The 18,659-nt window shown below is 71.4% G+C and carries 13 protein-coding genes; 6 read left to right on the top strand and 7 right to left on the bottom strand.

What is annotated here, in order from left to right:
* Positions 1-22: 22 nt before the first annotated feature.
* Together ABB07_RS12190 and ABB07_RS12185 are read right to left on the bottom strand one after the other, a co-directional pair.
* Entirely contained in the window at positions 23-715 is a 693-nt protein-coding gene (locus ABB07_RS12190) for a response regulator (RefSeq protein ID WP_208898738.1), read from the bottom strand.
* Positions 712-2,343, bottom strand: coding sequence for a sensor histidine kinase (locus tag ABB07_RS12185; RefSeq protein WP_208898737.1), 1,632 nt, complete (start codon positions 2,341-2,343; stop codon positions 712-714). Before ABB07_RS12185 ends, ABB07_RS12190 begins: the two co-directional genes overlap by 4 nt.
* Positions 2,344-2,498: 155 nt before the next feature.
* Between ABB07_RS12185 and ABB07_RS12180 the strand changes: the two genes are divergently transcribed.
* Positions 2,499-3,878, top strand: a complete 1,380-nt coding sequence (locus tag ABB07_RS12180; protein WP_279617385.1) for a cation:dicarboxylate symporter family transporter — start codon at positions 2,499-2,501, stop codon at positions 3,876-3,878.
* 193 nt (positions 3,879-4,071) lie between these two features.
* Here ABB07_RS12180 and ABB07_RS12175 read toward each other — a convergent pair whose 3' ends face one another.
* A complete protein-coding gene (locus ABB07_RS12175; protein WP_208898736.1) occupies positions 4,072-4,713 on the bottom strand; it encodes a TetR/AcrR family transcriptional regulator in 642 nt (213 codons plus the stop codon).
* Between the two features lie 128 nt (positions 4,714-4,841).
* Between ABB07_RS12175 and ABB07_RS12170 the strand changes: the two genes are divergently transcribed.
* The 5 genes from ABB07_RS12170 (at position 4,842) to ABB07_RS12150 (ending at position 10,710) form a co-directional block, all read left to right on the top strand.
* Positions 4,842-6,515 (top strand): MFS transporter, encoded by a 1,674-nt coding sequence (locus ABB07_RS12170; protein ID WP_208898735.1) that lies wholly within the window; start codon positions 4,842-4,844, stop codon positions 6,513-6,515.
* A 110-nt stretch (positions 6,516-6,625) separates the two neighbouring features.
* On the top strand, positions 6,626-7,390 hold the full coding sequence (locus ABB07_RS12165; protein ID WP_208898734.1) for a DUF2127 domain-containing protein: 765 nt from the start codon (positions 6,626-6,628) through the stop codon (positions 7,388-7,390).
* Positions 7,391-7,543: 153 nt separating this feature from the next.
* Positions 7,544-7,972: a MerR family transcriptional regulator gene (locus ABB07_RS12160; protein WP_208898733.1), complete on the top strand. Its 429-nt coding sequence runs from the start codon at positions 7,544-7,546 to the stop codon at positions 7,970-7,972.
* Positions 7,969-8,301, top strand: coding sequence for a thioredoxin (gene trxA, locus ABB07_RS12155; protein WP_055704800.1), 333 nt, complete (start codon positions 7,969-7,971; stop codon positions 8,299-8,301). The genes ABB07_RS12160 and trxA overlap by 4 nt, the downstream gene beginning before the upstream one ends.
* 168 nt (positions 8,302-8,469) lie before the next feature.
* On the top strand, positions 8,470-10,710 hold the full coding sequence (locus ABB07_RS12150) for a HelD family protein (RefSeq protein ID WP_208903400.1): 2,241 nt from the start codon (positions 8,470-8,472) through the stop codon (positions 10,708-10,710).
* A 222-nt stretch (positions 10,711-10,932) separates the two neighbouring features.
* Here the strand turns inward: ABB07_RS12150 and glgB are convergent, their stop codons facing one another.
* The 4 genes from glgB to ABB07_RS12130 form a co-directional block, all read right to left on the bottom strand.
* Positions 10,933-13,155 carry a 1,4-alpha-glucan branching enzyme gene (gene glgB, locus ABB07_RS12145; RefSeq protein ID WP_208903399.1) on the bottom strand — a complete coding sequence of 741 codons (2,223 nt, stop codon included), beginning with the start codon at positions 13,153-13,155 and terminating at the stop codon, positions 10,933-10,935.
* Positions 13,156-13,234: 79 nt separating this feature from the next.
* Positions 13,235-14,608: a maltokinase N-terminal cap-like domain-containing protein gene (locus ABB07_RS12140; protein ID WP_208898732.1), complete on the bottom strand. Its 1,374-nt coding sequence runs from the start codon at positions 14,606-14,608 to the stop codon at positions 13,235-13,237.
* An 86-nt stretch (positions 14,609-14,694) separates the two neighbouring features.
* Positions 14,695-16,395, bottom strand: a complete 1,701-nt coding sequence (treS, locus tag ABB07_RS12135; protein WP_208898731.1) for a maltose alpha-D-glucosyltransferase — start codon at positions 16,393-16,395, stop codon at positions 14,695-14,697.
* Entirely contained in the window at positions 16,392-18,647 is a 2,256-nt protein-coding gene (locus tag ABB07_RS12130; protein ID WP_244189332.1) for an alpha-1,4-glucan--maltose-1-phosphate maltosyltransferase, read from the bottom strand. Before ABB07_RS12130 ends, treS begins: the two co-directional genes overlap by 4 nt.
* Positions 18,648-18,659: the final 12 nt, after the last annotated feature.

Raw genomic sequence — 18,659 nt, 5'->3', positions numbered from 1 at the left:
GCGTGTGCAGGGGATTGGTGCGTCACCGCCCCTGCGGCACCCACCGGTAGACCAGTTCCGGCCTGCCCACCTGTCCGTACAGCGGACTCCGGCCCGCCCGGCCCGCCTCCACCAGGTGCTCCAGATAGCGCCGGGCCGTGATGCGGGAGATCCCCACCGTCTCGGCCAGCGCGGCCGCGGTCAGTCCCTCGGAGGCCTCGCGCAGCGCCCCCGTCACCCGCTCCAGCGTCGGGCCGCTCAAGCCCTTCGGCAGGGCGGCGGGCGACGGGGCCCGGAGCGCCGCCAGCGCGCGGTCGACCTCGTCCTGGCCGCTCGCCTCGCCCGCCGCCGCACGGAACTCGGCGTAGCGGACCAGGCGGTCGCGGAGGGTGGCGAAGGTGAAGGGCTTCAGGACGTACTGGACGACGCCCAGGGAGACGCCCTCGCGGACCACCGCCAGGTCCCGGGCCGACGTCACCGCTATGACGTCCGCGTGGTGCCCGGCGGCGCGCAGGGAGCGGGCCAGCTGCAGCCCGTGCACGTCCGGCAGGTGCAGGTCGAGGAGCAGCAGGTCGACGGGCGTACGGTCCAGGAAACGCCGGGCCTCCACGCCCGTGTGCGCCTTGCCGACCGCGACGAACCCGGGCACCCGGCCGACGTACATGACATGCGCGTCGGCGGCCACCGGGTCGTCCTCGACCACCAGGACGCGGATGGGCCGCTGTTCCTTCGTCATCTGCTGCCACCCGTGGGTGTACGCAGCGGCAACCGCACCTCGAACACCGCTCCGCCCTCACCGTCCTCGTCGGACTCCGCCACCGTCAACGTGCCCTCGTGGCGGGTCACCGCCTGCCGGACCAGGGCCAGCCCGAGACCCCGACCGCCCGGACCGGCCGGCTTCGTCGAGAACCCCCGCTGGAATACCAGGTCGGCATGGGCCGGGTCGACCCCTGGGCCCGTGTCGGACACCCTGAGGACCACCTCGGCGTCCGAGGCGTACGCGGTCACCGTCACCCGCGCCCGCACGCTGCCCTGTGCCGCGTCCACCGCGTTGTCGATCAGGTTGCCGAGGATGGTGACGAGGTCCCGGGCGGGCAGGTCCTCCGGGAGCAGGCCGTCGTCCAGGCGGCTGTCCGGGGACACCACCAGCTCCACGCCCCGCTCGTTGGCCTGGGCCGTCTTGCCGAGCAGCAGGGCGGCGAGCACCGGTTCGCCGACCGCCGCGACCACCTGGTCGGTCAGCGCCTGGGCCAGCTCCAGTTCCGCCGTGGCGAACTCCACGGCCTCCTCGGCCCGGCCCAGCTCGATCAGCGACACCACCGTGTGCAGCCGGTTGGCGGCCTCGTGCGCCTGCGAGCGCAGCGCCTGGGTGAAGCCCCGCTCGGAGTCCAACTCGCCCATCAGCGACTGGAGTTCGGTCACGTCGCGCAGCGTGACCACCGTTCCCCGGCGCTCTCCGCCCGACACCGGGGAGGTGTTCACCACCAGCACCCGGGCCGCCGTCAGGTGCACCTCGTCCACCCGGGGTTCCGAGGACAGCAGCGCGCCGGTCAGCGGGGCGGGCAGGCCCAGGTCCGCCACCGAGCGGCCGACCAGCTCGGTGTCCGGAGCGCCCAGGCCCAGCAGCTCCCGCCCGCCGTCGTTGATGAGGGCGACCCTGTACTGCCCGTCCAGCATCAGCAGGCCCTCGCGGACCGCGTGCAGCGCCGCCTGGTGGTAGTCGTGCATCCGGCTGAGCTCGGTGGCGTTCATGCCGTGGGTGTGGCGGCGCAGGCGCGCGTTGATCACGTACGTGCCGACCGCACCCAGCAGCAGGGTGGCGCCGGCGACGCCGAGCAGGGCGGTGACCTGGCCCTGCACCCGGGCGCTGATCGCCTCGACCTTGATGCCGGCGCTGACCAGGCCGATGACGCGGCCGTTCTCCTCGACCGGGGTCACCGCGCGGACGGAGGGGCCGAGGGTGCCGGTGTAGGTCTCGGTGAAGGTGTGGCCGTGCACGGCGGGGCCGATACGGCCGAGGAAGCGTTTGCCGATCTGGTCGCGGTCCGGGTGGGTCCAGCGGATGCCCTCCGGGTTCATGATCGTCACGAAGTCGACGTCCGCGTCCCGCATGACCTGCAGGGCGTACGGCTCCAGGGCCGCCGTGGGGCGGGTGGTGTGGATCGCCGAGCGCACCGAGGGGGCGTCCGCGATCGAGCGGGCCACCGCGGTGACCTGGCGGACCGCCGCGTCCTCGGCCTGCCGCCGGTCGCCGACGTAGGTGAACAGCGCGTACCCGGCCACGACCACCGCTATCAGCACGGCCTGCATGGCGAACAGCTGGCCGGCGAGGCTGCGGGGCCGGGTCAGGGACGGGAAGCGCATGTCAGCAGTGTGCCTCTCCGGTTAAGCGTGAACTAAATGAACGGAAGGGTGACCGCCCTCACAGGGCGGGAGATAGTCACGGCATTCCCCGAGCAACGCCCGGACGTGAGCCGCACGCCGGTTGTTCACCGACGAAGACGTCAAGGAGGGCAGTCGTGGCCGCCACAACCCCCGATACGGCACCTGCCGCACCCCGCGTGAAGCGGGACCGGACCCATTACCTGTACATCGCCGTCATCGTGGCGGTCGCGCTCGGCATCGCCGTGGGCCTCATCTGGCCCGACGCCGCGGTCCAGCTGAAGCCGCTCGGCACCGGATTCGTGAACCTGATCAAGATGATGATCTCGCCGATCATCTTCTGCACGATCGTGCTCGGGATCGGGTCCGTACGCAAGGCCGCCAAGGTCGGCGCCGTCGGCGGTATCGCCCTCGGCTACTTCCTCGTGATGTCGCTCGTCGCGCTCGCCATCGGGCTCGTCGTCGGCAACGTGCTGCACCCCGGTGACGGGCTGCACCTGACGAACGCGATCAAGCAGACCGGGCACGCCCAGGTGTCCCCGGACGCGCTGCCGCCCGTCGACTTCGTGCTGTCGATCATCCCGACCACGTTCGTCTCCGCCTTCACCGAGGGCCAGGTCCTGCAGACGCTGCTGGTCGCCCTGCTCGCCGGGTTCGCGCTGCAGGCCATGGGCTCGGTCGGGCAGCCGGTGCTGCGCGGCATCGAGCACATCCAGCGGCTCGTCTTCCGCATCCTGTCGATGGTCATGTGGGCCGCGCCGATCGGTGCGTTCGGTGCCATCGCGGCGGTGGTCGGCTCGGCCGGCATCGACGCGCTGAAGAGCCTCGCCGTGCTGATGCTCGGGTTCTACGTCACCTGTGTGTTGTTCGTCTTCGTGGTGCTCGGACTGATCCTCCGGGCCGTCGCGGGCCTGAACGTCTTCTCCCTCTTCAAGTACCTGGGGCGGGAGTTCCTGCTGATCCTGTCGACCTCCTCCTCCGAGTCCGCGCTGCCGCGGCTGATCGCGAAGATGGAGCACCTGGGCGTCAGCAAGCCGGTCGTCGGCATCACCGTGCCGACCGGGTACTCCTTCAACCTCGACGGCACGATGATCTACATGACCATGGCGTCGCTGTACATCGCGGACGCGCTGGGTACACCGATGTCCGTCGGCGAGCAGATCCCGCTGCTGCTCTTCCTGCTGCTGGCGTCCAAGGGCGCGGCGGGTGTCAGCGGCGCGGGGCTCGCCACCCTGGCCGGCGGTCTGCAGTCGCACAAGCCCGCGCTGGTCGACGGGGTCGGGCTGATCGTCGGCATCGACCGGTTCATGAGCGAGGCGCGGGCGCTGACGAACTTCGCGGGGAACGCGGTCGCCACGGTGCTGATCGGCACGTGGACCAAGGAGATCGACAAGGTGCGGGTGCGGCAGGTGCTGGCCGGTGAGCTGCCGTTCGACGAGACCACGTTGATGGACGAGGGCCGGGGCTCGGTTGCCGATGTTCCCGAGCCGCGGGAGGGGGAGCTGGCCAAGGCCTAGGCGTCTGCGGGGATCTGCCGGTGCGCGGGCGCGGGTCTGATGTGGCTTGTCGCGCAGTTCCCCGCGCCCCTTACGGGGCGCAGTCCCTCCGCCTCGCTGAAAAAGCGCACCCAATACTCCGGATGTCCGGCCCCGCCTGAACCCGGGCCGGGCGTCCGGGACCGCTGCCGGGCGGTTGAGGTTCCCCCGTACCTCAGCCGCCCGGCTTCTCGCGTTTCTCCTCGCTCACCCGGGCCACCAGCGCGGTGGCCGTCGAGGCGGGTACGCCCGCCGCGGTCAGGACCGTGACCGTGGCCGAGCGGCCCGCCTCCTGTGCTGTCACGAGGCCGTCGTTCACCGCCTCCATCACCGCGAACAGCAGCTGCTCGTGCACGTACGCCAGCGCCGGCGCCGGCAGCGGGGAGCTGAACACGCCTTCGTCCAGGCCCTGTTGGAGCAGCCTGACCTTGGCGGCGCGCAGCGGGGCGAGGCGTTCGCGGATGCCCTGGACGGTGACCGTGCGCTGGGCGAGCGCGATCAGCAGGCGGTAGCGGTCGGCCGTCGCCCAGATGGCGAGCACCGACCGGGCCACCGCCTCCGCCGGGTCCGTCACCCCGGCGCGGACCTCGGTGTCCGCGTCCGTCAGCGCCTGCACCGCCTCGTCGACGAGGGTGCTGATCAGCGCCTCACGGCTGGGGAAATGGCCGTACACCGTCCGTCGTACGACGCCCGCGGCGCGCGCGATCTGGTCCATGGAGGCGTCGGGGTCGCGCAGCAGTTCGGCGAGGGCGACGTCGAGGATGCGGCGCCGGTTGGCGTCGGCGCGGCTGGTGTTACCCGTGGTCATGGCCGACATTGTGCCTCCCCGGTCGACTTGCACAGTGCTGTGCAACGGCGTACATTGCACATGGTTGTGCAATTGCACGGTGCTGTGCAAATCCACTCCGTACGTCCCGTCGCGCACCGAGGAAGGCGACCCCTGCCATGCGACTCGTCATGACCGAACCGGTCGAGAAGATGGAGCGCCCCTACGCCCGGCGCTGGTGGGCACTGCTCGTGCTCTGCCTGAGCCTGCTGATCATCGTGATGGCGAACACCGCCCTCACGGTCGCCGCGCCCGACATGACGAAGGACCTCGGGCTCTCCAGCGCCGACCTGCAGTGGGTGATCGACGGCTACACCGTCCCCTACGCCGCGCTGATGCTGCTGCTCGGCGCCATCGGCGACAAGTACAGCCGGCGCGGCGCGCTCGTCCTCGGCCTCCTCGTCTTCGGCGGCGGTGCCGTCTTCGGCTACCTCGCCGACAGCGCGGCGACCGTCATCGCGGCCCGCGCCGTGATGGGCGTCGGCGCGGCGCTGATCATGCCCGCCACGCTCTCCCTGCTCGCCGCGACCTTCCCGCGCGCGGAGCGGGCCAAGGCGATCACGCTGTGGACCGCCACCGCCGGCCTCGCCATCGCCGCCGGCCCCGTGGTCGCCGGCGCCCTGCTGCGCCACCACGGCTGGTCCTCCACCTTCCTGATCAACGTGCCCATCGCAGCCGTGGCGATCGGCGCAGCCTTCGTCCTGGTCCCGCCCTCCAGGGCCGGTCACCACGACCGGATCGACTACGTCGGCGGACTGCTGTCGGTGCTCTGGACCGGTTCGCTGGTCTACATGATCATCGAGGGCCCGCACTTCGGCTGGGGCGTCAAGGCCGTCACGGCGGCGGTGGTCGCGGGTATCGGCCTGGTCGCCTTCGTGGCCTGGGAGCTGCGTCACCCCCGCCCGATCCTCGACGTGCGCCGCTTCACCGCCCGCCGCTTCGCCGGCTCCAACCTGGCCGTCGCCCTGTTCTTCCTGGCGGTCTTCGGCGCCTTCTACTACCTCACCCAGCACCTGCAGTTCGTCCTCGGCTACGACGCCCTGGAGACCGGCGTACGCATGCTCCCGCTGGCCGGCGCGGTCTTCGCCGGCTCGGCGCTGACCGGCTGGCTCACCCCGCGCGTGGGCATGAAGTGGACCGTCACCGCAGGCATGGTCGGCGGTACGACGGCCCTGGCGCTGCTGACCCGGGTCGACGCGGCCTCGACGTACACCGACTTCCTGGCCCCGCTGATCATCCTGGGCCTCGCCATCGGCCTCGCCCTCTCGCCCTGCACCGACGCCATCATGGGCGCCTTCCCGGAGTCCGAGCTGGGCGTCGGCGGCGCGGTCAACGACACCTCGCTGGAACTCGGCGGCTCCCTCGGCATCGCGATCCTCGGCTCGCTGCTCGCCACGTCGTACGGCAACCACCTGGGCGACGCCACCGCCGGCAGCGGGCTCCCGGCGAGCGCCCTGGACACCGCGCGGGACTCCGTCGGCGCCGGGTACGCCGTCGCCCAGGGCATCGGCGACAAGGCGCACGCGCTGGCCGCGCAGGCGGCCCACGCCAAGGACCCCCAGCAGGCCGCGCAGCTCAGGCAGCAGGCCGCCGAACTCGCCTCCGGGGCCCGGCGGATGGCGGAGGCGGTCGGCTCCTCCTTCTCGGACGCCGTCGCGCACACCAGCCTGGTCGGCGCGGTGGTCCTCGGCATCGGCACGGTCCTCGTGGGCATCCTGCTGCCGCGCCGTGAAGCCGCCGCGCCGGAGGTGAAGACCGAGGAGAAGGAACTGGTGGACAGCTCGGCCGGCTGACCCTTTCCAGCCTCCATCCGCTAACGTGCCGCTCCGGACCGACCGGAACGGCACGTTCGTGTCCGGCGTCCGTACAGGTGAATCGGTAAGTGCGATGGAGGCACGGGGGAATGAAGATCGACTGGGACCGGCGGACCTGCGCGCGCAAGGGCCATGTCACCTACGCGCCGGACGATCCCCGGCTGCGGCTCCGGCTGCGCGCCGAGACCGCGCTCGGGGACGTGTGGCGCTGCCTGCGCTGCGGTGACTTCGTGCTGGGCGAGCCGCACGGCTCCGGACCGGCCGCCGACGCGCCGCTCGTGCCGCGCGGCAAGGTGCTCCGCGACCTGTTCATCCTGCGCTTCCTCGCGATCGAGCGGGCCGTGCGCGGGGTGTTCATCGTGCTGGTCGCGGTGGCGGTGTGGAAGTTCAGCAACAGCCAGGACGCCGTGCGCAAGCTCTTCAACGAGAACCTGGACGTCTTCCGCCCGGTGTTCCGCCACTTCCACTACGACCTCGACCACTCCCCGGTCGTCGGCTCCATCCAGAAGGCGTTCGGCTACAAGCACAACACCCTGCTGCTGGTCGCCGCCCTGCTGCTCGCCTACGCGCTGATCGAGCTGGTCGAGGCGGTCGGCCTCTGGTACGCCAAGCGCTGGGCGGAGTACCTGACGGTGGTCGCCACCGCCGCCTTCCTGCCTCTGGAGATCTACGAGCTCACCGAGAAGGTCAGCTACCTGAAGATCGCCACGCTGGTCCTCAACATCCTCGCCGTCCTCTACATCGCCCTGGCCAAGCGTTTGTTCGGCCTCCGCGGCGGCCGCCGCAAGTTCGAGGAGGAGCGCCACAGCGCCTCCCTGATGGAGGTGGAGGAGTCGGCGGGGGTGACCGTCTGACGCCCGGCGGGAGCGAGGAGGACCACCGCCTCCCGCCGGCCCTGGCCGACGGTTACGGCCCCAGGGAAGCCCTCTGCCGCTGAGGAGCCCCCCCGGTCACCCGCCGGACGACCGCTTGCCCTGACGTCGACGGCAACCCCTACGGTCGTGGGCATGCGAATCGGCGAGCTGGCCGCACGGGCCGGGACCACCACCCGCACCCTGCGGTACTACGAGGCACGCGGGCTGCTGCCGGCGCGGCGCGACGGCAACGGGCACCGCCGTTACGACGAGGGCGATCTGCGCCTGCTGGAGCAGATCCGGACCTTGCGGGACTTCGGCTTCGAGCTGGAGGAGACGCGGCCCTTCGTGGAGTGCCTGCGCGCCGGGCACCCGGAGGGCGACTCCTGTCCGGCCTCGCTCCAGGTCTACCGGCGCAAGCTGGGCGAGCTGGACGCGCTCATCGGGCAGCTGCAGTCCGTGCGGGAGACGGTCGCCGGGCAGCTGCGGCGGGCCGAGCTGGCCCGGGACGCGCTGGCGGCCGAGGCGCTGGTTCCGGGGGGTCCGGAGCCCGTGTGCGAGCTGGGAGGGCTGTCGCGATGAGCTTGGTGAGCGGACTGGACGAGGTGACGGACGCGGATTTCCAGGCGGAGGTGATCGGCGCCGGTCTTCCGGTGCTGGTGCAGTTCACGGCCGACTGGTGCGGTCCGTGCCGGCAGCTCGCGCCGGTGCTGAAGGACATCGCCTTCGAGGAGGGCGACCGGCTGAAGGTCGTACAGCTCGACGTCGACCGCAATCCGGAGACGACGGTCGCCTACGGGGTGCTGTCCACGCCGACCCTGATGGTCTTCCGGGACGGTGAGCCGGTGCGGTCCATGGTGGGGGCGCGGCCCAAGCGGCGCCTCATGGAAGAGCTGGCCGACGTGCTGTAAAGCGCGGACGCCCATCAAAAAATCCCCTGAGCAATTGCGCTCGGGGGATTTCTGTGCGTATATTCAGTGGTTCGTGACTTCATTTGGAACAAGTCGCGGAGAAGTTCACTGGCACAGTATATCCGGGCGGGAGCGGAATTGTCAAACACCGAATTTCCGGACGATGAATTGCGGCGCGAGCAGGAATTCATCGACGGACTGTACGCGCGCGTGGACGTCCTGCGCGGCGAGGCCGCGACCTCGGTCGAGGACGCGCTCGCCCAGGGCGACAAGCCCATGCAGGCCCGGCTGGAGCGGGACATCCTGGTCGCCGAGCGCTCGGGGCTGCTCGCCGCGCTGAACGCCGTCGACGGCTCGCTCTGCTTCGGCCGGATCGACCTCGCCGACGGCACCGCCCACCACATCGGCCGGATCGGCCTGCGCGAGGACGACGCCGAGCGCACCCCGGTCCTCATCGACTGGCGGGCCGACGTCGCCCGCCCCTTCTACCTGGCCACCGGTCACACCCCGATGGGCCTGCGCCGCCGCCGGCACATCGGCACCGAGGGCCGGACCGTGACCTCCCTGCACGACGAGATCCTCGACCTCGGCGACGCCACCCGCACCGGGTACGAGGACCACAGCGGCGACGACGTGCTGCTGGCCGCGCTGAACTCGGCCCGCACCGGCCGGATGACCGACATCGTGCAGACCATCCAGGCCGAGCAGGACCGGATCATCCGGGCGCCGCACCGGGGGGTGCTGGTGGTCGAGGGCGGCCCCGGCACCGGGAAGACCGCGGTCGCGCTGCACCGCGCCGCCTACCTCCTCTACGAGTACCGCGAGCTGCTGGCCCGCCGGGCCGTGCTCATCGTCGGCCCCAACCCGGCCTTCCTCGGCTACATCGGCGAGGTGCTGCCCTCCCTCGGCGAGACCGGCGTGCTGCTGGCCACGGTCGGCGAGCTGTTCCCCGGGGTGAAGGCCACCGCCACCGACACTCCCGAGGCGGCCGCCGTCAAGGGCCGCGCCGACATGGCCGACGTGCTCGCCGCCGTCGTACGCGACCGGCAGGCCCTGCCCGACCCGGTCATCGCGATCCAGCACGACCGCGAGGTGCTGATGCTCGACGACGGCCTGGTGAGCGTCGCCCGCGAACGCACCCGCGCCGCGAAGCTGCCGCACAACGCCGCCCGTGAGTACTTCGAGGGGCACATCCTCAACACGCTCACCGAACTGTACGCCGAACGCGTCGGCACCGACCCGTACGACGGCAGCAGCCTGCTGGACGCCTCCGACATCACCCAGATCCGCGACGAGCTCGCCGAGAACCCCGAAGTCTGGGACGCCATCGACCAGTTGTGGCCCCGGATCACCCCGCGGCGGCTGGTCGCCGACTTCCTCGCGGAGCCCGACGGGTACGTCAGCGCGGAGGACGCCGCCGCCATCCGGCGCCCGGTGACCCGCGCCTGGACCGTCGCCGACGTCCCCCTGCTGGACGAGGCGGCCGAACTCCTCGGTGAGGACGAGCGCTCGGCACGGGCCCGTGCCGAGCGCGAACGAGAGACCCAGATCGCCTACGCCCAGGGCGTGCTGGACGTCTCCTACGCCTCCCGGACCTACGAGTTCGAGGACAAGGAGGACAGTGATCCCGATGCGAGCGAGGTCCTGTCCGCGCACGACATCATCGACGCCGAACGCTTCGCCGAGCGGCACGAGGAGGCGGACCACCGCAGCGCCGCCGAGCGCGCCGCGGCCGACCGGACCTGGGCGTTCGGGCACATCATCGTCGACGAGGCGCAGGAGCTGTCGCCGATGGCCTGGCGGCTGCTGATGCGGCGCAGCCCCACCCGCTCGATGACCCTGGTCGGCGACCCCGCCCAGACCGCCGAGGCGGCCGGTGTCGGTTCCTGGGCGGACATCCTCGCCCCCTATGTGGAGGACCGCTGGGAGCACACCCGCCTCGGCGTCAACTACCGCACCCCGGCCGAGATCATGGACCTGGCAGCGGCCGTGGTCCGCGCCCAGAACCCCGGTTTCGAGCCGCCCAGCTCGGTCCGCTCCACGGGCGTACGCCCCTGGGTGCGGCGGGCCGACGGCGACCTGCCCGAGGCCGTGGCCAAGGCGGTCGCCGAACTCACCCCGGCCGAGGGCCGGCTGGCCGTCATCGCCCCGCGCGCACTGCACCGCCGGCTGGCCACCCGGCTGGACGGCGTCACGGCGGGCGCCGAGCCCGACCTGACCCGCACGGTCGTCCTCCTCGACCCCCGCCAGGCCAAGGGTCTGGAATTCGACTCGGTCCTGGTGGTGGAGCCGGGCCACTACGGCACCAGCGACCTCTACGTCGCCCTGACCCGCGCCACCCAGCGGCTCGGGGTGCTGTACACGGAGGATCTGCCCGAGGCGCTCGCCGCGGGCGTCACCGGGGAGTAGCGGAACCGCCGGGGGGCGACGGCGGGTAGCTCGGGTGCGGCGCGGAGGACAGGGGCTTCAGCGACGCACGGCTCCCGCTCGCCCAGCGGCTCGGGCAGTCGTACGCGGGCGGCTGCCCTCCGCTCCCTGGTGCAGCCCGACGCCCCTCCGCCGGCCCCTGCCCCCCGGGTGCCGCAGCCGCTCGGCGACGGCCGACGGCACCGCGAGGCGCGCCTCGCCCGGTCAGGCCGGCCGCAGCCACACCGTGGCCAGCGGGGGCAGGGTCAGCCGGATGCTCGCCGGGCGGCCGTGCCATCCCTGGGGTTCCGGTTTGATGACGTCGGGGTTGGTGACATCCCCGCCGCCGTACCGCGCGGCGTCGGTGTTCAGGGACTCGTGCCAGGCCGGTACGTCGTCCGGGATCCCGAGCCGGTAGTCGTGCCGGACGACCGGGGACAGGTGCGACACCGCCAGCAGCGGAGAGCCGTCGGCGGCCAGGCGCAGGAACGCGAAGACGTTGTCGTCCGCGGCGTCCCCGGTGATCCACTGGAAGCCCGCCGGGTCGGTGTCCCGCTGCCACAGCGCCGGGCTCGCCCGGTACAGCGCGTTCAGGTCCCGTACGAGATCCCGCACGCCCCGGTGGTCGGCCTCGGCGCCGTAGGACGGGTCGAGCAGCCACCAGTCCGGGCCGTGCGCCTCGGACCACTCGGCGCCCTGGGCGAACTCCTGGCCCATGAAGAGCAGTTGCTTGCCGGGGTGGGCCCACATGAAGGCCAGGTACGCGCGGTGGTTGGCCCGCTGCTGCCACCAGTCGCCGGGCATCTTCGACACCAGCGACCGCTTGCCGTGCACGACCTCGTCGTGGGAGATGGGCAGGACGTAGTTCTCGCTGTACGCGTACACCATCGAGAAGGTCATCTCGTGGTGGTGGTACTTCCGGTGAACCGGCTCGTGGGCCATGTACTCCAGCGAGTCGTGCATCCAGCCCATGTTCCACTTCAGGCCGAAGCCGAGCCCGCCGAAGCCGCTCGGGCCCTTGTGGTGGGTGGGCCGGGTGACGCCGTCCCAGGCCGTCGACTCCTCGGCGATGGTCACCACGCCCGGGCAGCGCCGGTAGACGGTGGCGTTCATCTCCTGCAGGAAGGCGACCGCGTCCAGGTTCTCCCGGCCGCCGTGCTCGTTCGGGGTCCACTGGCCCGGCTCGCGCGAGTAGTCCAGGTAGAGCATCGAGGCGACCGCGTCCACCCGCAGCCCGTCGATGTGGAACTCCTCGCACCAGTACACGGCGTTCGCCACCAGGAAGTTGCGCACCTCCCGGCGGCCGAAGTCGAACTCCAGCGTGCCCCAGTCGGGATGCGCGGCCCGCACCGGATCGTGGTGCTCGTACAGCGGGCGCCCGTCGAACTCGGCCAGCGCCCAGTCGTCGCGCGGGAAGTGCGCCGGCACCCAGTCCATCAGCACCCCGATCCCGGCCTGGTGCAGCCGGTCCACCAGGTACCTGAAGTCGTCCGGGATGCCGAGCCGGGCCGTGGGCGCGTAGAAGCCGGTGACCTGGTAGCCCCAGGACCCGCCGAAGGGATGCTCGGCGACCGGCATCAGCTCCACGTGCGTGAAGCCCATCTCCCGTACGTATGCGGGGAGTTGCTCCGCGAGCTGGCGGTAGGTGAGGCCCGGCCGCCAGGAGGGCAGGTGGACCTCGTAGACGGAGAAGGGCGCCTCGTGCACCGGGATGTCGGCCCGGTGCGCCAGCCACTCCGCGTCCCCCCACTCGTGCTGTGACACGTCCACGATGGACGCGGTCGCGGGCGGGGCCTCGGTACGGCGGGCCAGTGGATCGGCGCGCAGGGTGCGTGAGCCGTCCGGGCGGGTGATCTCGAACTTGTACGCCTCGCCCGCGCCGATCCCCGGCACGAACAGCTCCCACACCCCGGAGGAGCCCAGCGAGCGCATCGGGAAGCCGGTCCCGTCCCAGAAGTTGAAGCCGCCCGCGATCCGCACGCCCCGGGCGTCGGGCGCCCACACCGCGAACCGGGTGCCGGCCACCCCCTGGTGGCTGGTGACATGCGCGCCGAGCGCCTGCCACAGCTGCTCGTGCCGGCCCTCGCCGATCAGGTGCAGGTCCAGCTCGCCCAGGGTGGGCAGGAAGCGGTAGGGGTCCTCGGTGTCCAGGACGTTCCCCTCGTACGCCACCAGCAGCCGGTATTCCGGTACGTCCCCGAACGGCAGCAGGCCCGAGAAGAACCCGTCGCCGTCGTCGCGCAGTTCGGCCCGCACGGCGCCGGTGACGACCGTGACGGACAGCGCGTACGGCCTGAAGACCCGGAAGGCCACGCCGCCGGGCACCGGATGGGCCCCCAGGACGGCGTGCGGGTCGTGATGGGTCGCCTCCAGCAGCCGCGCGCGGTCCTCGGATGCGAGGGCGGCCCCCGGCCGCGCCCCCTCCGCGACGCTCTCGTGCCGGGGCACCGGCTGCTTCGGAACCGTCTTCGCCCTGCTCTTGGTGTGCTTCTTGCCCTTCGGTGTCACGGACGAGCCTCCTGGGTCTTCACGCGGCGAGGCGACGGATCGCCGAGAGCGGTACGGGCAGCCAGTCGGGGCGGTGCCGGGCCTCGTAGACGGTCTCGTATACCGCCTTGTCGGTCTCGAAGGCCCGCATCAGCACCGGATCGGTGCGCGGGTCGCGGCCGGCCACCTCCGCGTACCCCGCGCAGTAGGCGGCCCGGCAGACGCGCGCCCAGTCCGGCGCGGGCGGGGTCACGGAATGGGCCGCGTAGTCGAAGGAGCGGAGCATCCCCGCGATGTCCCGCACCGGCGGCTGCGGCATCCGCCGTTCGGCCGGCGGCCGGGCCGGCTCGCCCTCGAAGTCGATCAGCGACCACTCCCCGGAAGGGGAGCGCAGGCACTGGCCCAGGTGCAGATCGCCGTGGATCCGCTGCGCGGTCCAGGTACCGCCCTCGGCGGCGAGCGAGGCGAGCGCGGCGTAGGCCGAGCGCAGTCCGTCCTCGTACGGCCGTAAGGAGGGCACCGCCTGGACCGCCGCCTGAAGCCGCTCGGTCATCCCGTCGGCCAGCGACTGCAGCTGCACATGGCCGAGGGTGACCGTCGGCAGGGCGTGGGCGAGCGCGGTGTGCACCTCGGCGGTGGCCCGGCCCAGAGCCCGCGCCTCGGCGGCGAAGTCCTCGCCCTTGGCCAGCTCGCGCAGCGCCAGCTCCCAGCCGTCGCTCGCCCCGCTGACGAAGGGCTGGAGCACCGCCAGGACGTACGACTCCGGGCCCAGCTCAGCGTGCAGCCAGGCGGTCGGCGCGGGCACCCGGGGGCAGCCCTCGCGGGCCAGCGCCAGGGGTATCTCCAGATCGGGGTTGACGCCGGGCACCACCCGGCGCAGCAGTTTCAGGATGAACGTATCGCCGTAGACGATCGACGAGTTGGACTGCTCGGCGGTCATCAGCCGGGCCACGAGACCCTCGCGGATCTCCTGGCGCGGATCCCGCTCGAAACACAGCCCGCCGATGCGGGCCCGGGTGCGCAGGGCCTCCAGGAGCACCTCGGCGGGCCGGGGGTCGTACAGGGCCTCGTACACCGTGCGTCCGGCGAGCGGCCCGTCCGGCACATGTCCGATCAGCGCGGGCGCCAGCCTGGGCGGCAGCGCCTCGCGCACGCCTATGAGGAGCTGGTAGCAGTCGCCCGGGTGGGTCTCGGCGCCGAGCGCGGGCGGCTGGTGGACGCGCAGCAGCAGGTGGTACAGGCCCAGCCGGCCGTCGGGCGGCAGCAGTTCGGTGACGGCCACGGGGGTGAACCCGGTGACCGGACGCCCCTTGCCGGCGAACCAGCGCTGCCTCGGCAGCCACTCACGCAACAAGGGGTCGAGCGAGGCGAGGAGAGGAACGGTGGTGCTGGAAGAGGTGACCGTTTCCGCCATGGGCGTCACGTCCTTTCCCCGGGTCGTCGGGGTGTTACTGATGCGTGCCCCGGGTGGGGCGGTGGAAACCGCCCCACCACAGGGGTCTAGACCGGCTCCCTGCGCAGCCGGAACCAGTAGAAGCCGTGCCCCGCGAGGGTGAGCAGGTACGGCAGCTCGCCGATCGCCGGGAAGCGGACACCGCCGAACAGCTCGACCGGGTGCCGCCCGCCGAACCGGCTCAGGTCCAGCTCCGTGGGCTGCGCGAAGCGGGAGAAGTTGTGGACGCAGAGCACCAGGTCGTCCTCGTACTCCCGCAGGAAGGCGAGCACCGCCGGGTTGGTGGACTGCAGCTCGTTGTAGGACCCCAGTCCGAAGGCGGGGTTCTGCTTGCGGATCTCGATCATGCGGCGGGTCCAGTGCAGCAGGCTGGACGGCGAGGACATCGAGGCCTCGACGTTGGTGACCTGGTAGCCGTAGACCGGGTCCATGATCGTCGGCAGGTACAGGCGTCCCGGGTCACAGGACGAGAAACCGGCGTTGCGGTCGGGGGTCCACTGCATGGGGGTGCGGACGGCGTCGCGGTCGCCGAGCCAGATGTTGTCGCCCATGCCGATCTCGTCGCCGTAGTAGAGGATCGGCGAGCCGGGCAGGGACAGCAGCAGGGCGGTGAACAGCTCGATCTGGTTGCGGTCGTTGTCGAGGAGGGGGGCCAGCCGCCTGCGGATGCCGATGTTGGCGCGCATCCGTGGGTCCTTGGCGTATTCGGCCCACATGTAGTCGCGCTCCTCGTCGGTGACCATCTCCAGGGTCAGCTCGTCGTGGTTGCGCAGGAAGATGCCCCACTGGCAGTTCGACGGGATCGCCGGGGTCTTGGCGAGGATTTCCGAGACCGGGTAGCGCGATTCGCGCCGTACGGCCATGAAGATGCGCGGCATGACCGGGAAGTGGAAGGCCATGTGGCACTCGTCGCCGCCGGAGGAGTAGTCCCCGAAGTAGTCGACGACGTCCTCGGGCCACTGGTTGGCCTCCGCCAGCAGCACCTTGTCGGGGTACTGGGTGTCGATCTCCTTGCGCACCCGCTTCAGGAACTCGTGGGTCGCCGGCAGGTTCTCGCAGTTGGTGCCCTCCTGCTGGTACAGGTACGGCACGGCGTCCAGCCGGAACCCGTCGATGCCGAGATCCAGCCAGAACTTCAGCGCGGAGATCATCTCCTCCTGCACCGCCGGGTTCTCGTAGTTGAGGTCCGGCTGGTGCGAGAAGAAGCGGTGCCAGTAGTACTGCTTGCGTACCGGGTCGTACGTCCAGTTGGAGGCCTCGGTGTCGACGAAGATGATCCGGGCGTCCTGGAACTGCTTGTCGTCGTCGGCCCAGACGTAGTAGTCCCCGTACGGACCGTCCGGATCCCGCCTCGACTCCTGGAACCACGGGTGCTGGTCGCTGGTGTGGTTCATGACGAAGTCGATGATCACGCGCATGCCGCGCTGGTGGGCGGCGTCCACGAACTCCACGAAGTCGGCGAGATCACCGAACTCCGGCAGGACGGCGGTGTAGTCGGAGACGTCGTAACCGCCGTCTCTGAGCGGCGACTTGAAGAAGGGCGGCAGCCACAGGCAGTCGACCCCCAGCCACTGCAGATAGTCCAGCTTGGCCGTCAGACCCTTCAGGTCGCCGATGCCGTCGCCGTTGCTGTCCTGGAAGGAGCGGACCAGGACCTCGTAGAAGACGGCGCGCTTGAACCACTCCGGGTCCCGGTCCCTCGCGGGAGTGTCCGTGAAGGTGTCCGGAACGGGCTCATTGACGATCATATTGTGGGTGACCCTCCGATCTGCGGGTTGGACGGTCGCAGGACGGTGAGAACGTGCGCGGGCCTATGGCCCGGTTCGAGGCGCACATAGTTGGCCCTGCCCCAGTAGTAGGTCTCGCCGGTGAGCTCGTCGCGCACCGGCACGGACTCGTGCCAGTCCAGGCCGAGTTGCGGCATGTCCAACGAGACCGTGGCCTCCTGGGTGTGGTGGGGGTCGAGGTTGGCGACCACGAGAACCGTGTTCGATCCGCTCCGCTTCGAGTAGGCGATCACCGCCTCCTTGTCGGCGTGGTGGAAGTGCAGATCGCGCAGCTGGCGCAGGGCCGGGCTGCGGCGCCGGATGGTGTTGAGCCGGGTGATGAGCGGGGCGATGGTCCGGCCCTCGCGTGCGGCCGTCTCCCAGTCGCGGGGCCTGAGCTGGTACTTCTCCGAGTGGAGGTACTCCTCGCTGCCCTGCCTGAGCGGGGTGTTCTCGCACAGCTCGTAGCCGCTGTAGATGCCCCAGGTGGGGGAGAGGGTCGCGGCGAGCACGGCCCGCACCTCGAAGGCCGGGCGCCCGCCGTGCTGGAGGTAGGCGTGCAGGATGTCCGGGGTGTTGGTGAAGAGGTTCGGCCGCATGTAGGCCGCCGCCTCCCCCGACAACTCGCTCAGGTACTCGGTGAGTTCCTGCTTGGTGGTGCGCCAGGTGAAGTACGTGTACGACTGCTGGAAGCCGATCTGGGCCAGGGTGTGCATCATCGCCGGCCGGGTGAACGCCTCCGCCAGGAAGATCACGTCCGGGTCCGTGCCGTTGACCTCGGCGATGACCCGCTCCCAGAAGACGACCGGCTTGGTGTGCGGGTTGTCCACCCGGAAGATCCGCACCCCGTGGTCCATCCAGTGCCGCAGGATCCGTACCGTCTCCGCGACCAGCCCGTCCATGTCCGCGTCGAAGGCGATCGGGTAGATGTCCTGGTACTTCTTCGGCGGGTTCTCCGCGTACGCGATCGTGCCGTCGGGCCGGTGGTGGAACCACTCCGGATGCTTGTGCACCCAAGGGTGGTCCGGGGAGCACTGCAGGGCGAAGTCGAGGGCGATCTCCAGGCCGTGGGAGCGTGCCTGGGCCACGAACCAGTCGAAGTCCTCGATCGTGCCCAGGTCCGGGTGGACGGCGTCGTGCCCGCCCTCCGGCGAGCCGATCGCCCACGGCACGCCCACGTCGTCCGGTCCGGCGGTGAGGGTGTTGTCGGGCCCTTTGCGGAAGGTCGTGCCGATGGGGTGGATAGGCGGCAGGTAGACGACGTCGAAGCCCATCTCCGCGACCGCCTCCAGCCGGCGCGCGGCCGTACGGAAGGTGCCGTGCGGCTGCTCGGCCGTGCCCTCCGAGCGCGGGAAGAACTCGTACCAGGAGCCGTACAGGGCGCGTTCGCGCTCCACCAGCAGCGGCATCGGATCGGAGGCGGTGACCAGCTCCCGCAACGGATGGCGGGCCAGCAACTCCTGCACCTGCGGTGCCAGTGCCGCCGCGAGGCGCCAGGCGGCGGGGCGGTGCTCGTCCCGCAGGGCCGCCACCGCCTCCTCGAGGACCGGCCGTTGCCCGTCCGGGACTCCGGCGGCGGCGCGCTCGTACAGCCGCGCGCCCTCCTCCAGCACCAGCTCGGTGTCGATGCCCGCCGGGATCTTGATGCCGGCGTGGTGCCGCCAGGTGGCGACCGGGTCGGACCAGGCCTCCACGGTGTACGTCCAGCGGCCGGGCTCGCCCGCGGTGACGGTGGCGCCCCAGCGGTCGGTGCCCGGCGCGAGTTCGCGCATCGGCGTCCACGGTCCGGGCCGGCCGGCCGGGTCGCGCAGCACGACGTTCGCCGCGACGGCGTCGTGCCCCTCCCGGAAGACGGTGGCGGACACCTCGAACGACTCACCGGTCACCGCTTTGGCCGGCCTGCGCCCGTGCTGGACCACGGGGCGTACGTCGAGGACGGGGATACGGCCGAGCGTGGCCGCCCCGGAGCCGGGTGGGGAATCGGCGCCGCCGCCGGGCGGTCCGGGCGGTCCGGGCACGCGGGCGGCGGCCTTCGCCGCCTTCTTGCCCGTTGTCTTCTTTGCCGGAGCCTTCTTTGCCGGTGCCCTCTTGGCCGTTGTCTGCTTGGCCGTTGTCTGCTCGGCCGTTGTCTTCTTGGCCGTCGTCTTCTCGGCCGGTTTCTTCGCGGGCTTGGCTGCCGCTGCCGTGGTGTCGCTGCTTGTCGGAGGTGCTGACGAATGGTGCGTGGCGGGCATGACCGCTCCTGT

This window comes from Streptomyces incarnatus (genome assembly GCF_001027185.1).
Classification (GTDB): Bacteria; Actinomycetota; Actinomycetes; order Streptomycetales; family Streptomycetaceae; genus Streptomyces; species Streptomyces puniciscabiei.
The sequence above is the reverse complement of the archived record's forward strand: the minus strand, read 5'-3'. Positions and strand labels throughout refer to the sequence as shown.